The organism is Singulisphaera photorubra (genome assembly GCF_045290345.1).
GTDB lineage: Bacteria > Planctomycetota > Planctomycetia > Isosphaerales > Isosphaeraceae > Singulisphaera.
On sequence record NZ_CP155447.1, the window covers coordinates 10,009,655 to 10,023,593 of the forward strand.

The 13,939-nt window shown below is 62.2% G+C and carries 14 protein-coding genes; 13 read left to right on the top strand and 1 reads right to left on the bottom strand.

Annotated elements, in window-relative coordinates; genetic code table 11:
* The first annotated feature begins 27 nt into the window (after nt 1–27).
* The 13 genes from V5E97_RS37420 to V5E97_RS37480 all read left to right on the top strand — a co-directional run bounded on the left by V5E97_RS37420 (nt 28) and on the right by V5E97_RS37480 (nt 11,418).
* Nucleotides 28–561, top strand: coding sequence for a BON domain-containing protein (locus V5E97_RS37420; protein ID WP_406696633.1), 534 nt, complete (start codon nt 28–30; stop codon nt 559–561).
* A gap of 268 nt (nt 562–829) precedes the next feature.
* The gene (locus tag V5E97_RS37425; RefSeq protein ID WP_406696634.1) at nt 830–955 is read left to right on the top strand and encodes a hypothetical protein; all 126 of its coding nucleotides are present in this window, start codon (nt 830–832) and stop codon (nt 953–955) included.
* 32 nt (nt 956–987) lie between these two features.
* The gene (locus V5E97_RS37430) at nt 988–1,590 is read left to right on the top strand and encodes a DUF1877 family protein (protein WP_406696635.1); all 603 of its coding nucleotides are present in this window, start codon (nt 988–990) and stop codon (nt 1,588–1,590) included.
* A gap of 34 nt (nt 1,591–1,624) precedes the next feature.
* Nucleotides 1,625–1,891: a hypothetical protein gene (locus V5E97_RS37435; RefSeq protein WP_406696636.1), complete on the top strand. Its 267-nt coding sequence runs from the start codon at nt 1,625–1,627 to the stop codon at nt 1,889–1,891.
* A 965-nt stretch (nt 1,892–2,856) separates the two neighbouring features.
* Nucleotides 2,857–4,983 carry a hypothetical protein gene (locus V5E97_RS37440; protein ID WP_406696637.1) on the top strand — a complete coding sequence of 709 codons (2,127 nt, stop codon included), beginning with the start codon at nt 2,857–2,859 and terminating at the stop codon, nt 4,981–4,983.
* A gap of 63 nt (nt 4,984–5,046) precedes the next feature.
* On the top strand, nt 5,047–5,256 hold the full coding sequence (locus V5E97_RS37445; protein ID WP_406696638.1) for an FAD-dependent oxidoreductase: 210 nt from the start codon (nt 5,047–5,049) through the stop codon (nt 5,254–5,256).
* A gap of 14 nt (nt 5,257–5,270) precedes the next feature.
* Nucleotides 5,271–6,173, top strand: coding sequence for an FAD-dependent oxidoreductase (locus V5E97_RS37450; protein WP_406696639.1), 903 nt, complete (start codon nt 5,271–5,273; stop codon nt 6,171–6,173).
* Between the two features lie 2 nt (nt 6,174–6,175).
* The gene (locus V5E97_RS37455) at nt 6,176–7,150 is read left to right on the top strand and encodes a glycosyltransferase (RefSeq protein WP_406696640.1); all 975 of its coding nucleotides are present in this window, start codon (nt 6,176–6,178) and stop codon (nt 7,148–7,150) included.
* A 32-nt stretch (nt 7,151–7,182) separates the two neighbouring features.
* Nucleotides 7,183–8,079 carry a glycosyltransferase family 2 protein gene (locus tag V5E97_RS37460; protein WP_406701277.1) on the top strand — a complete coding sequence of 299 codons (897 nt, stop codon included), beginning with the start codon at nt 7,183–7,185 and terminating at the stop codon, nt 8,077–8,079.
* Complete coding sequence (locus tag V5E97_RS37465) at nt 8,012–8,779, top strand: NAD-dependent epimerase/dehydratase family protein (protein WP_406696642.1); 768 nt, start codon at nt 8,012–8,014, stop codon at nt 8,777–8,779. The genes V5E97_RS37460 and V5E97_RS37465 overlap by 68 nt, the downstream gene beginning before the upstream one ends.
* Nucleotides 8,779–9,672 carry a sugar phosphate isomerase/epimerase family protein gene (locus V5E97_RS37470; protein WP_406701278.1) on the top strand — a complete coding sequence of 298 codons (894 nt, stop codon included), beginning with the start codon at nt 8,779–8,781 and terminating at the stop codon, nt 9,670–9,672. Before V5E97_RS37465 ends, V5E97_RS37470 begins: the two co-directional genes overlap by 1 nt.
* A gap of 12 nt (nt 9,673–9,684) precedes the next feature.
* Nucleotides 9,685–10,572, top strand: coding sequence for a sugar phosphate isomerase/epimerase family protein (locus tag V5E97_RS37475; protein ID WP_406696643.1), 888 nt, complete (start codon nt 9,685–9,687; stop codon nt 10,570–10,572).
* A 153-nt stretch (nt 10,573–10,725) separates the two neighbouring features.
* Complete coding sequence (locus V5E97_RS37480) at nt 10,726–11,418, top strand: nucleotide exchange factor GrpE (protein ID WP_406696644.1); 693 nt, start codon at nt 10,726–10,728, stop codon at nt 11,416–11,418.
* Between the two features lie 72 nt (nt 11,419–11,490).
* Here the strand turns inward: V5E97_RS37480 and V5E97_RS37485 are convergent, their stop codons facing one another.
* Nucleotides 11,491–13,818, bottom strand: a complete 2,328-nt coding sequence (locus V5E97_RS37485; RefSeq protein ID WP_406696645.1) for a VIT domain-containing protein — start codon at nt 13,816–13,818, stop codon at nt 11,491–11,493.
* Between the last annotated feature and the right edge of the window lie 121 nt (nt 13,819–13,939).

A 13,939-nucleotide genomic window follows, 5' to 3' on the forward strand; every position in this document is an offset into this window, starting at 1 on the left:
ACCCAATACACCCGCTGGAGTCCGATCATGATCCGTTCCGTTGCCACCGCCTTGCTGTCTCTCGCGCTGATCGCTTCGACATCGTTTGCCCAGGACGGACCGTTGCGACGAGCCGGACGGGCCCTGGACGCCACCGGCAAGAACATTCGTTCACGAGTGGAGACCGATGTTGCGCGAGCACAGAGCGCGGTTCAGGAACGCGAGATGCTGAACCGGGTCGTCAGACGGATCGAATGGGACAAGCAATTCGTGGGATCGGCCCTGCGCGTCGAGTCGAGGCCGGGCGGGGCGATCGTCCTCCGTGGTTCTGTGACTGACGAAGTCGTGAGGCTGCGTGCAGTGGACCTGGCTCAGAACACACTGGGTGTGACCAGCGTGACTGACGAACTGGCTGTGGCCAAGGGAGCCAGGGTAATCCAGGCAAGCCCGATCCCGAGCGTTATCGAAACGTCGCCCTCCGTGACCACGGAGGTCAAGGTAACTCCGGGTGGCGCGGGACCGATCATCATCGAGTCAACGCCCAGTGTGCCGGCCGAGCCGAAGCTGATCGAGAAGCCTTGAACATCCCAATAACTTGGACACAGACGGGCCACCGATCCTCAACTTTTGAGAGATCGGCGGCCCGTTTTCGATTTCACGGTCGCGATTGCCTGGAACGCGGTTCGGAAGTGAACGACTTCGTCACGTTGGTGACCGCTCGCACATTGAGACTTACTTCGCTTACAGGGAGGTAACAGGACTCGCGGTCCGTTTCGTAACTCAGCCGACAGCGTCGGTGACCCTGGAAAATCTAGGGAATCTTGTCGGGATGGCACCGCAGGAGTGCCAAATGGCCACCTGCCGTCAGCAGGAACGGTACCTGCTGGAGCTCCTGACCGGGTGTTTCCGCGCCAGGCTCGACCGTCGCCCCGCACCCTCGCTCATCCCTGGTATCATGACTCTCGGGGCGACCTGAGCCGTTCGGCGATACTGATCCGGAGCGATCCTATGGGTATGGAAATGTGGTACGTGGCGGTCGCCGACGGGTGCCACCTCCTGAAACGTTCCCTATCGGACCGGGCATTCGTCGAGTATCTGGGATCGCCCGGTTATTTCGGACGGGAGCGATGGCGTCACAACTACGGCGACCTCGATGCCGAATTCCTGGCGGAAGTCGACGAGATGAACCGCTTGCACCCGGGCATCGAAGGCCGGATCTATACCCTCGACCGCTATTTCGACATGCTCCACTACCTGCTCTCCGAGGGTCGGCGACGTGGCGAGCCTGGCGGGGCCGACTTGGGCAGGAGGTCGATCCTCGGTGGGATGAGCCTCCCCGAACACATTCGAGGTGGGCAGGGGCATCTGATTCGCTACACGCCTCCCGCCGAGGTGGGCGAGATAGCGGCCTGGCTCGAAGGGCAGACCGTCGCGCATCTCCGTTCGGCCTACTCTCCCACGGAGATGGAGCGGCAAGGCGTCTACAAGTACTGGGCGGATCGGGCTGATGAACAGACCTGGGACCGGATCATTGGATACTTCGAGGGGCTGCGGTCGTTCTATGCTGGCGTAGCCTTGCACAGCGAGGGTGTTCTGGTGGTCGTGACGTAACCGTGAACGCTTACCAAGCAGAATCATAGCCGTCGTGCCGAACAAAGCCCTGCCCATCCAAACCTGCTGCACGATTGTCATCTCACCTGTCGCCGTCGCCTCGTTCCACACGATCCACATCGGCCCGAGCAACAGCAGCACCGTCATCGATCGCATCTCGTACGTCTGCCACCGCCTCGCCGTCATCAACCATTCAAACGCAAAAACTGGCCCCGGGCCTGTCAGCTTTGCTATGCAAAGTCCTATCGGGTTCACGCTATCCGGACAGGTGATCGGCGTCAAGCCGAACCCGGTGAGCTAACACCTGAGAGCGAAGGCGTGTGGCAGACCGAACATCGCGTCCGATGACCCGATCCTGGTGTGGCTCGACAAGGATATCCCCGTTTCGCGATTCAGCGCGAGCGGGGTTTTCTTCGAGGCGATCTCTTTGGGCCGGGCTGTTGTGAGCGGAGCCATGAAATCGTGTCTTCGGCTTCGATCCCGATCGCGCTCCGCCGGACGCAGCGAGTTCAAGGAAGGCGCACTCATGGGGAGGTTGGAGGAGCTACCGAGCAAACTGAGGGGCAGTGGGGGCTGGGAGGATGGCCTTGATCCCGTTGGACTTAGCCAAAACGGGCATCGGTCGGAGCCTGGCTTACAATACATTTCAATACACAGACACTGCACAAATCAGCATCATCACTTATTAATTCACGCTACCGCTTCATCAAATTTCACTTATTTTACCACTCGACAAAATGCTTTCCGTGAGTCAACTCAATCGCAACAAAATCAACACGAGCAAACACTTCCAGTCTGTGTTGAAACTGCAGATTCAATGACTCCGCGTCAGTTAGCCGGAGGCGAAACTCGCGTTTGGGAGCATAGCAACGAAGTCAATCGGGTGATCGGGCAAGATTGAGTGTATGTCGGTAGAGGCCGCATCGCCGGGAACTCCACGCGGCGCCGGGTTACGGAAACTTGGCCAACGCATTCATGGATCCTATTGTCCGGAATATCCCCAAGGCCTGTGATTCACCTAAACCCGAAGTCATACCGAGATGGAATTGAGCTATGCGACTAAAGCGCTATTGGTTACAAACACCTCCCTTATACGTCAAATGCCACGTTTCACCATGCGCGACAAACTTGTTCGTCCACCTTCTCTCTCGGCTGGAAGGCAGGTCCACCAGATCGGTCCATAGGAACGGCATGGAGGCGGTGAGTGTGACTCGAATGCCAGGATGGCAAGGGTCGATTGGGCTGGCTAGGGGAGGAAGTGACAGAATGTCTAAAGTAAGGATAGCCATAGCGTGCTTATTGCCGCTTACGCTACTCGGCATAGTCGGCTTCAAAATCTATCACAACCCTTACGGGATCTGGCCCTTCCCGCCGGAATCGTATGCCCTGGCCTTGCTACGGAGTCCAAAGCTGATCCTGGCCGCTGTCGTCGGACTGTTTGCGCCGATGCCACTCTGCCTGACCGCAGCCGTCAGGATCGGTAGACGGCGGGGAGAGACGGACGCAGTCGGTATCCTCGTCGCGCAACTGTCGGTCCTGGTGGTCGTAGGGCTGACTGAGTTCTTCGGGCTCGTGGCGACCGGGTTGAACACGAGGAGGGCCTTCCTGATGACCCAGGCGGCGATCATCGCGCTCGGGTTGCTTGCACTCCGGCGGGAGTTGGCGAGGGCGGGGATGAGGCCGGTCGAGAGGGGCGTCAGGCATTACCTGTTCATTATCGGATCGATGGTCGCGTGTGGCCTGGCGTCGGTCCACTTCGGCGCGGACTGCGGCTGGGACCTGTTTAACTACCACTATTACAATGCTTACGCCTTCTTGAATCACCGACACGGCTTCGATTTCGCGGTGGCCGACAAAGAGACGCACTTCAATCCCCTGCTTGACGTGGCGTATTACCTCGTGGTCCGGAACGTCCGACCGGTCTGGGGCGGCTTCATTTTCGGGGCGGTGCACGGTTTGGCCGTCACTCTGTTGTTCGGGATCGCGTACGAAGTCCTCGGCCGATTGGACGCGTTGCGAGCCGGCCGCATCCCGTTGGCGGCCGCCTGCGCTTTCGCGGGGGTCTGCGAGCCAATGTTCCTCGCCCAACTCGGGACCACTTGGAACGACGTGCTGCTGACCTCGTTCGTGCTGGCCGCCGTCTTGGTGGTCGTGAGGTTGGTGGGCCGGGGGGATGACGTCAGTCCGATCAGGGCTGGGTGGTTGGCGGTACTGGCCGGAGGACTCATCGGAATGGCGGCGGGGTTCAAGCTCACGTCGGCCACTTATGCCGTCGGGATGACACTCGCTCTGCTGGCTTCGCCAGTCTGCTGGAGGAGGAGACTGGGCCTCGCGGCCGCGTTCGCCGCCGGGGTCGTGCCGGGCCTTCTGCTCACGAACGGGTTCTGGATGTCCGAGCTCTACGTGCGCTACGGGAACCCGATCTTTCCGCTGTACAACACCATTTTCAAGTCGCCCTACTGGACCGATCAGAACATGACGTACCACCGGGTGTCGGCCGGTTTCCGGTGGTACGATCACTTACTCGTGCCGTTTTACCTGGCGCAGAACAAGCAATTGCTCTCGGAGGTCCCCTCGGCCGATCCCCGGCTCGCGATCGCCTGCGTCCTGCTCCTGCTGACCGGACTGGGCAGGCTGCTTTTGGCAATGGGGACCGATTGGCGGTCGCCGAAAGCGGTCAGAGAGCGGCTGAAGGGGCCGTTCTCGCCCGACGCATCGCTGCTGGTGGTGTTCGCCGTCGCGTCGTACGTCGTCTGGTACTTGCAGTTTCGCATCGTGCGGTATCTGACACCGGTCAAGCTGCTGGCGCCGCTGGTCTGTGTGCTGCTGTTGCTGGACCTGTTGCGGGGTCGGCGGCGGGTCTGGGTGGCGTCGGCCGCCGTGCTGATCGTGGTCTCAGCCGGGATCGACATGACCAACCTTGGCCGCCGCGATTGGAACTGGACGTACCTCGACTTCAAGATCCCGAAGTTCGAGGCAGCGACGACCAAGAACGGGATCGTGCTCATGATCGCGTACGGCAAGCAAGCGAGTCCCGAGCCGTTCGGGGCCGTCGTCGCCGAGCTCCCCCCGGAGATGCGATACATCCGGATCGACAGCCCGCAGATCATGAGGACTGCCGGGGACGAACCGCTGGCCATGGAGCGGGAGGTGCTGGACCTGGTCCGGAAACACCAGGGACCGGTCTACCTCTTGACCCACAACGTGCAGCCCTCCCTCGAGTTCGCAGCGAAGTCATTGGTGCGGTACGACCTGGCGCTGACCACCGCCGGCCCGCCGCCGAAGCGGATCACCGGGTGGTGCCGCGACCTCGGACTCTGGCGGCTGGAACGACGTTCGGCCGCAGCGCCTTCAGCCGTTGCGGCCGCGCCTGGCGACCACCTCATTCGCTGACCGGCGGGCCGTTCGCGGCCACGACGGTGGTTTAGGCAACCCATGGAAGGGGGAGCAAAAGGAATGCGAGGGTCATACGATGTCGTCGTGGTCGGCGGCGGTTTCTTCGGATGCATGATTGCCCTTCACCTGCGGAGGCAGAACGCGCGGGTGGCGGTGGTGGAACGGGGCAGCCGGCTGCTGGGGCGGGCGTCATATCACAACCAGGCGCGGGTCCACAACGGCTACCACTACCCGCGAAGTGTGCTGACGGCCTTCCGCTCTCTCGCGTGAATTTCCCGCGGTTCGTGGCTGAGTTCGGCGACTGCGTGGTCTCGAATTTCGATAAGTACTACGCGGTGGCCCGAACGTTCTCGAAGGTGACCGGACAGCAGTTCCAGCGCTTTTTCGACCGGATCGGAGCGCCCCTCAGCCCGGCCCCCAGCCGGATCCGTAAGTTGTTCGACCTCCGGTTGATTGAGGAGGTGTTCGCCGTCCAGGAGTACGCGTTCGACGCCGACAAACTGGCCGCGCGTACCGCCGGAGCGCTGGAGGCGGCGGGCGTGGAGGTCTTCCTGGAACGCGAGGTGGCCTTGGTCGAGAGGCACCCGCAAGGGGGGCTCCGGCTGGTCTGCGGGACGCCCGACGGCCTCCACGGCGTCAAGGCCGGGCAGGTCTTCAACTGCACTTACGCGGGGATCAACCGGCTGCTACGGGCATCGGGACTGCCGCCGATCCCAATGAAGCACGAGTTGACCGAGATGGCCTTGGTCGAAGTCCCCGCTCCGCTTCGAGACCTGGGGATTACGGTCATGTGCGGCCCGTTCTTCTCGGTGATGCCCTTCCCCGCGCGGGGGCTGCACACCCTCAGTCACGTACGGTATACCCCGCATGTGGCCTGGAACGACCAGGCCGACGACCGTGATCCGTACGAGACACTCGACCAGTCTCCCCGGGTGAGCCAATACCCGTACATGCTCCGCGATACCCTCCGCTACCTACCCGCACTGTCGGGGTGCGTCCACGTCGACTCACTCTGGGAAGTGAAGACGGTCCTGCCGGCCAGCGAGGCGGACGACAGTCGACCGATCCTGATGCGGGCCCACCACGGGTTGCCCGACTTGCACTGTGTGATGGGGGCCAAGATCGACAACATTTACGACGCCCTGGAGTCAGTCGACCAGATCTCCAGGAGCCGGAGGGCCGGGTAATCATGGGTACAGAAACGCTGATCTCGGTCGTCGCTGTGGTCCAGAACGACGGCCCCCTGATCGCTCCGTTCGTTGCCGAGGTCCTGGAGACGCTCCGGGGCCACTGGATCAACTACGAGATTGTCCTGGTCGATGACTATTCAACGGACGACACGTTGAGCGTGGTCGAACGGCTGCTCTCGAGTTACCCGTGCCTTCGGCTGATCCGCCTGACCCGGCGGTTCGGGGCGGAGGTCGCGGTCACGGCGGGACTCGACGCCGCGATCGGTGACTACGTGGCCGTGATGCGTCCCCTGTCCGACCCGCCCGACGAGCTTCCGGCGATGGTCGACGCGGCGGAACGCGACGGCAACGGGGTCGTGCTGGGTGTGTCCGACCGCGAGCCCGGTCGCGGGCGTCTGTCCCATTTCGCCAGGCACGCCTTCTACTTTCTGATGCGGCGGTTGCTTCACCACGCCCCCCCGGTCAACGCAACGGGGTTCTGCGTCCTGTCGCGCACCGCAGTCAACGCCATCACTCGGACCAAGTCGCAGTACAGGCATCTGGGGTTCCTGTCGTGCACCGTTGGCCACGCCGTGACCCTCTACGATTACCGCCAGATCGCGCGCTCGTCGAAACGCTACGTGCGTCCGTTGCGGGAGGCGGTCGACGAGGCAATCGCCGTGTTAATTACCCAGTCACCCTTTCCGCTTCGGGCGGTGAGCTACCTTGGCGCCTTTGCCGGGTTGATGAACCTGATCTACGTCCTCTACATCCTCCTCGTGAACGTGGTGAAACGCCAGGTCGCCGAGGGTTGGACGACGCTCTCGCTCCAGATTTCGTTCATGTTTTTTTTCGCATTCCTCAACTTAATGATTATTTCTGAGTATGTGGCTCGGATGATGCAAGAAACGCAAGAGCGTCCGCTGTACCACGTGCTGGACGAGCGGTGCAGTACAGTCAAGTTCCCCGACCCCGCACGGAGGAACGTTTCGTGAGACGCCCCACAACCGGACCGCGAGGTGAGTGCATGGACGAGTCCAAACCAGAGACCACGGGCGAGCCGTGGGAGGTACCCGAGTCCGAGGAACACGCCTTCGCCCCAAAGCGGTCGAAGTACGCCGCCTGCGTCTTCGTGATCAACGAAGGGGAGCGGCTCACCCGGCAACTCGAACGGATGAAACCGCTGAGCAGCCGGGTCGACATCATTATCGCCGACGGGGGCAGCACCGACGGCTCGGTGAGTCCCGAACGGCTCGTGCCGTTGGGGGTCAACTCGCTGCTGGTCAAGCGGGGTCCGGGGAAGCTCGCCGCGCAAATGCGAATGGCCTTGGCCTACGCGATCCGCCGGGGCTACGAGGGCGTGATCGTCATCGACGGCAACGACAAGGACGACCCGGCGGCGATCCCCAAGTTCGTCCGCGCCCTGGACAAGGGATACGACCACGTTCAGGGCTCGCGGTTCCTTATCGGGGGCAGGGCGGTGAACACCCCGCCGTCACGGCTGCTCGGAATCAAGCTGCTCCACGCTCCGCTGATCAGCCTGGCGGCGGGATTCCACTACACCGACACAACCAACGGCTTCCGGGCCTACAGCCGGCGGCTGCTGCTTGATCCCCGAGTGGCCCCGTTTCGCGCGGTCTTCTCTCGGTATGAGCTCCACTACTACCTGGCGATCCGCTCCGCGCGGTTAGGGTTCAAGGTCTGTGAGCGACCGGTCACGCGGGCGTACCCGAAGGGGAAGGTGCCCACGAAGATCAGCAAGTTCCGGGGCAACCTCCTCGTCCTCCAGACTCTCCTTTACGCCTGTCTGCAACGCTACAACCCCCCCGCGACGGTCGGGGCCCAGGAGGGGAACGATGGCCAGCGCGTTGATCGGTCACACAGGGTTCGTCGGGAGCAACCTCGCCCACGAGCGAAAGTTTGATGCCTACTTCAATTCGAAGAATATCGAGATGATCGCCGGCCGGTCGTTCGACCTTGTCGTCTGTTCCGGTGCGCCTGCGGAAAAGTGGAAGGCCAACCAGGACCCCGAGGCCGACCTCCGTGTCATCGACCGCCTCTGGTCGTCGCTGCGGCAGGTCGTGATCGGGAAGCTGGTCCTGATCTCGACGGTCGACGTCTACGCCCGCCCCGTCGACGTCGACGAGGACGTCGATCCCGGGCACGAACGGCCGACGGCCTATGGCCGGCACCGGCACGAACTCGAGCGGCGGGCCGCCGATCAATTCGACACGCTGATCGTCCGGCTTCCGGGCTTATTCGGCGAGGGACTCAAGAAGAACGTCGTTTACGACTTCCTGCACGGTAATGCGCTGGACAAGATCGACGCCCGCGGCGTCTTTCAGTTCTACTGGGTGGGGAACCTCTGGCGCGACATCGAAATCGCACTCGAGGCCGGGCTTTCCGTCGTGAACCTCGCCACGGAGCCGACATCGGTCGGCGAAGTGGCCCGCGAGGGGTTCGGGTTCGAGTTCTCAAACACACCGGCGGTGACCCCAGCGCGGTACGACTTCCGCACCAAGCACGACCGGGTCTTCGGCGGCTCGGGCGGATACATTTCGACCCGAAAGCAGGTCTTGTCGGAACTGCGTGCCTTCGTTGCGTCACAGGAGGTAACGGAGTGATGCGCTTAGCCGTCTCGAACATCGCGTGGCCCTCCGGAGCCGACGCCGACGCTGCGAAGATCCTGGCTGATCATGGTGCCGAGGGGGTCGAGATCGCCCCGACTAAGGTCTGGCCCCGCCCCCTCGACGCCGACGAGTCTGATGTCCTGGCGTACCGCAAAACCTGGGAACAGCGCGGGCTGCGGGTTGTTGCCCTGCAGGCACTCTTGTTCGGCCGACCCGATCTCGTCCTGTTCGGGGACGGAGCGGTGCACAGGCAAACCATCGATTACCTCAAGGGGATGATCGACCTGGCATCGGCGCTTGGGGCGGGAGCATTAGTGTTCGGCTCGCCAAAAAACCGACTCATCGGGGACCGGCCCCGCGAGGAGGCCGATGTGATCGCCACGGCGATCTTTCGCGAACTCGGTGACTACGCCGCGAACAGCGGAACCGCCTTCTGCATCGAGGCCAACCCGGCCGCCTACGGCTGCGACTTCGTCACGAGCACGGTCGAGGCTGCCGAGTTGGTCGCGCGGGTCGATAGCGAAGGGTTCGGGCTCCACCTCGACACGGGCGGAATGACCCTCTCTGGCGAAGACCCCGTGCAGACCGTCGTCGGGCTCACCCCCCGCTGTCGCCATTTCCATGCCAGCGAACCCCACCTCGCGCCGGTCGGGCGCGGAGGGGCGGACCACCCCGCCTTCCGAACGGCATTGCGGGCCGTGCAATACGAAGGATGGGTCTCGATTGAGATGAAAGAAGCGGTGACGGTGGGGGCGTGGCTCGAGACCCTACGAGACTCCCTGGTGTATTCAAAAGCGGCTTACGCGATCTCATCCCAGGGGACTCCGACGACGGCCGAGCAGTCAGGTTGTTTTACCGAGGTCGATAGACCGAGACCTCGAAGCTGAAGGGAGAGACCGATGCGAACCCGCTGGATCTGTCTAGCTGTTCTGGCAGTGAACCTGGGCACTGTTGCGGGCCCGCTTCGCGCCGACGCGGGCACCGACCTCAAGCTCTTTGACCGTTCTAACCTGGCGGCATGGTGCATCGTTCCCTTTGACGCCAAGCAGCGTGGCCCCGAGGAGCGGGCCGTGATGCTCGAACGGCTGGGACTACGGCGGTTTGCCTACGACTGGCGGGCGGAGCACTTGCCTCACTTCGAAGCCGAACTGGCCGCTCTGAAGAAGCACGGCATCGAGTTGACGGCTGTCTGGTTCCCGACGACCCTCGATAAGGACGCGCGGTTTATCCTCGATACGCTGGCGAAGCACCGGATCAAGACGCAGCTCTGGGTCACGGGGGCGGTCGGCCCGGCACGGACCCCCGAGGAGCAACGCGCCCTGGTCCGTTCCGAAGCGACCAGGCTCCGGCCCATCGCCGAAGAGGCAGCGAAGATCGGCTGCACCGTCGGACTCTACAACCACGGCGCCTGGTTCGGCCAGCCCGAGAACCAACTCGCCATCATCGACACGCTCGGCCTCCCGAACGTCGGGATCGTCTACAACCTCCACCACGGCCATGAGCATCTGCCGCGGTTCCCCGAAGTGCTCCAGCTCATCAAGCCACGACTGCTCGCGATCAACCTCAACGGAATGGTCGTTGAAGGGGACTATCACGACAAGAAGATCCTCGTGATCGGCAAGGGGGACGAAGACTTGCGACTCCTGCGCGCGATCCGCGACAGTGGCTGGAAAGGCCCGGTCGGTATCCTGAACCATACCGCCGGCGATGCCGAAACGCAGCTACGGGCCAACCTCGCGGGCCTCACCGGCTTGGTTGAGCAACTCCGGGCGACCCCCGGAAAATGATCGGGTGACGTCGATGGGGATCGGCGTGCCCTTTCCTTTCCAGAACTCATTTCTTATCGTGGCGCTTTCGGGTGCGGCTGTCATCGATCCCGTGTACCCGGAGCGAGGACCCTCAAGGAGAAGGCGGAGCCGATCCGCCCTTTGAAATTCGCCATGGCCGACGAATTGCAGCCCGAGAACGACCTCATCCTGGCGGCACTCCCCGAGCCCCTCGTTCCCGAAGAAATCGCGCCGGAGATTGCCTTCGTCATCCCGGCGTCGGCTTATGAGTCGATCGATACCGAGGCCGAGCTCGCTCTGCCCGCTGAACTCACTACGGATCAAGGCCAGCCGAGCGACGCCTTGACCCTACCGGCGATTGCGGCCCTGGGCGAGACGCTCCATCGCAAGCTCGATGCGTTGCAGACGCTCTTCGATCGTGAGATTCGCGCGGAGGCTACACGGGAGAAGGTCGTCGATCGCTTGCATGCCGAGTTGCAGGAGTACAAGCAAGGGCTGCTCCTGAACGTGCTTCGACCCATTTTCGTCGACCTGATCCAACTGCATGATGACATCGGCAAGATTGCCGAGGCCCAGGACGAAGATAACGGAGAAGCGAGCCGATTCCTGGGCCTGATGCGCGGGTTCCAGCAAGGGATCGAGGACATCCTCTATCGTCAAGGGGTCGAACCCTATGCGCAGGAGGGGGAGTCGTTTGACCCGCGACGGCAACGGGCGGTCGCGACGGTGGTGACCGAGGAAGCCGGACTCAACAAGCAGATCGCCGCTCGGCACCGCAAAGGGTTCCAGGCGGGCGATCGGGTCATCCGAGCCGAGCTTGTTTCGGTCTACGCCCTCAAGAAGTAGGCCAGGCGCGACGCACAGGGATCTGCCGGACCTACCTCTCGGGCATAACAGATCCACCAGGTTCTCGGACTCTCACGGCTTTGCAAGTTCAAATCGATAGATCTGGCCATCCAGATTGACCGTCACCGGCTCATCGAAGGCCAGGTACTGGTTGAGCTCGGGCTTCTGGTTCTCCGCCAGACGGAAGAAGGCATCGCTGAACTGCTCGATGACCGTGGCTTTCGCGACGTCCTCGGCCTTGACCGTCGAATCGATCCAGTGCCCGTTCTTGAAATAGAAGGTCTTCCCACCGACCTGACGTACCGATGGTTTCCCCGCGGTCCCCTTATCCTCCGCTCCCAACTGCACAAGTTCGTTGGTTCGGTGGTTTCCAGCCAGCCGCGGTTGGGTTCGTGCAAGCCGCGACTCTGCCGGCGAAGCGCTCATTCCCATTCCACCGAGAGTCTCGAAGCGGTCATTCAAGGTCGAGCTCGTCGTGGAAGGGTCGGATGGCGTTGGGGAGAAGACATAACCGGACGTCGACGGTCGTGCCGCTTCCTGATAGTAGCGTTTGGCCCCCCGCTGGTTCACGCCGCTCGCGCCGTCGGTCGCTTCGAGCTCGCGAAGTCGCACGCCCGCGCGAAAAGTGTTCGCCACACCGGCGTGGAGCGGGACCCGTTCGTCGGCGAGAAACGACGTGTACGGGGTCATGATCCCGTATTTCGTGCTGAGAGAAACAAGTTCATCGATCAACTCCTTGTTCTGGCCGCGGAGATCGATCTCGTCGATGATGTGGCCGACACGTCGCATCGCCCAGACCCGCTCCACGAACTCGTACGCCGTGCCTCGATCGGCCGAGGCGAGCTCGGCTGGGAATTCGAAGCTTTGGCGCTCATCGCCGGTACGTCCGGTCAATCGGACGGTGGTACGGCCCGACTGGCGGTAGCGACCGACCCAAACGAGCTGTCCCCCCTCGAATAGGTCGGGGAGGTCGCGGGGATAGGTCCGGTTGACGTCGGTGTCCGCGAACTCGATTCGCGGATCGGTCAGGACGGGACTCGTCATTTTGGCGTAGAACCGGGAAATGTGGGACTCAATGTCGTCGTCCGGCTTTACGTACTCGCTGGTCCCGCTATTGCCACTGCTGATCCGATCGAGCAAGCGTGAGTTGACGTCATAACCGACGCCAAACGCAAAGATCCGTGCATGCTCCCGGTTCGCCTTTCGCGCACCATCGGCAATCTCCATCTCCTTCGTCTCGCCAGCGGTGGGCAGGCCGTCAGTAAGGAACAATACATAACTGGGTCGTGAATCATCATGAATCATGCCGAGCGCTGACTTGAGGGCGGCGTCGATGTTCGTCGCTCCTCCCTCGCGAATGTTCTCCACGAAGCGACCCGCCTCGGCCCGCGTCCGCGACGTATAGCGTTGGAGCTCGGGCTGGAACGTCTCGACTCGATCATCGTAGACGACGATGTTGAACAAGTCATCTTCACGCAAGTTGTTCAGAACGAATTGAAGGGCCTTGCGAGCTTGCTCGATTTTCTTGCCTGCCATCGAGCCCGAGCGGTCGAGGACGAAAATGACCGTCTTGGGCTGCGGCTTGACGTCGGCCGGCTTGACCTGCGGGCTGGTCAGCAGCAGGAAATAGCCATCCTCGGAGCCACTGGGCCGGTAGCTCATGACCGTGGTCCCGAGTGCTCCTTCGGCCAGGGAGTAGATCACGCGAAAGTCGTTCTTGGGGACCACGTCATGCTGTTCCAGAACGATTCGAGCGTCGTGATCCCCGTCTCGTCGGATCGTTGTGTCGCTGGTGGGGCTGTAGATCGACTTGATCGCGTCCCGGCTCTGGATCTGGAGCGAGAGTGAGAGTCGCTGAATCGGCTTGGCCGTGAACTTCTGGGTGCTGAACGGATAGGCGAACTCGACCCGATCTCGATCGCGTTTGCAAAGTTGCGTGTAGCGCATCGTGACCTTGCGGTCAGCCCCGGCGGGAATTGGAAAGACGCTGGTCCGAAAGAGGCCACGCCCCATGTATTCGAGCAATGCGGGATCGCGCTTGGACCGTACGATCTCCTCGTAGATCCGTCTCGCCTCATCCTTGGGCAGGAGCCGGCCGGGGAGTTCCTTGCCGTCGACCATCAGCACGAAATTCTGGATCGCTCCCTCCTCCGGCAACGGGAAGAAGTACTCCGACTCGAGCACGGTCGAACCCGGGTTGTGGAATGTCTGGGAGACTTGAACCTCTGCCACCTGGTCGCGAACCTTGGCATCGACCGTGACTTCACGGATTTCATAAGATCGCGCGATGGGGTGGTCAGGGCGACGGTCGATGATCAGGCCTTGCGACCAGGCTCGATCCGGCTGGGCCGCCAAGGCCAGGGCGAAGACGATCAGATATCGTCCGATTCGAGGTTTCATGGGAGACCCTCCTCATCTACATGACGATCCGGCGATTGCGATGGGACCTAATCGAAAAACGTGCGAGGGGAATTTTTCTTAGGGACAAGCTGTGCGTCGCCTCCCGATTTGATCGGGGATC

Coding starts and splice junctions, on each gene's coding strand:
- V5E97_RS37420 (WP_406696633.1), top strand. CDS start 28: ATGATCCGTTCCGTTGCCACCGCCTTGCTGTCTCTCGCGCTGATCGCT.
- V5E97_RS37425 (WP_406696634.1), top strand. CDS start 830: ATGGCCACCTGCCGTCAGCAGGAACGGTACCTGCTGGAGCTCCTGACC.
- V5E97_RS37430 (WP_406696635.1), top strand. CDS start 988: ATGGGTATGGAAATGTGGTACGTGGCGGTCGCCGACGGGTGCCACCTC.
- V5E97_RS37440 (WP_406696637.1), top strand. CDS start 2,857: ATGTCTAAAGTAAGGATAGCCATAGCGTGCTTATTGCCGCTTACGCTA.
- V5E97_RS37445 (WP_406696638.1), top strand. CDS start 5,047: ATGCGAGGGTCATACGATGTCGTCGTGGTCGGCGGCGGTTTCTTCGGA.
- V5E97_RS37455 (WP_406696640.1), top strand. CDS start 6,176: ATGGGTACAGAAACGCTGATCTCGGTCGTCGCTGTGGTCCAGAACGAC.
- V5E97_RS37460 (WP_406701277.1), top strand. CDS start 7,183: ATGGACGAGTCCAAACCAGAGACCACGGGCGAGCCGTGGGAGGTACCC.
- V5E97_RS37465 (WP_406696642.1), top strand. CDS start 8,012: ATGGCCAGCGCGTTGATCGGTCACACAGGGTTCGTCGGGAGCAACCTC.
- V5E97_RS37470 (WP_406701278.1), top strand. CDS start 8,779: ATGCGCTTAGCCGTCTCGAACATCGCGTGGCCCTCCGGAGCCGACGCC.
- V5E97_RS37475 (WP_406696643.1), top strand. CDS start 9,685: ATGCGAACCCGCTGGATCTGTCTAGCTGTTCTGGCAGTGAACCTGGGC.
- V5E97_RS37480 (WP_406696644.1), top strand. CDS start 10,726: ATGGCCGACGAATTGCAGCCCGAGAACGACCTCATCCTGGCGGCACTC.
- V5E97_RS37485 (WP_406696645.1), bottom strand. CDS start 13,818: ATGAAACCTCGAATCGGACGATATCTGATCGTCTTCGCCCTGGCCTTG.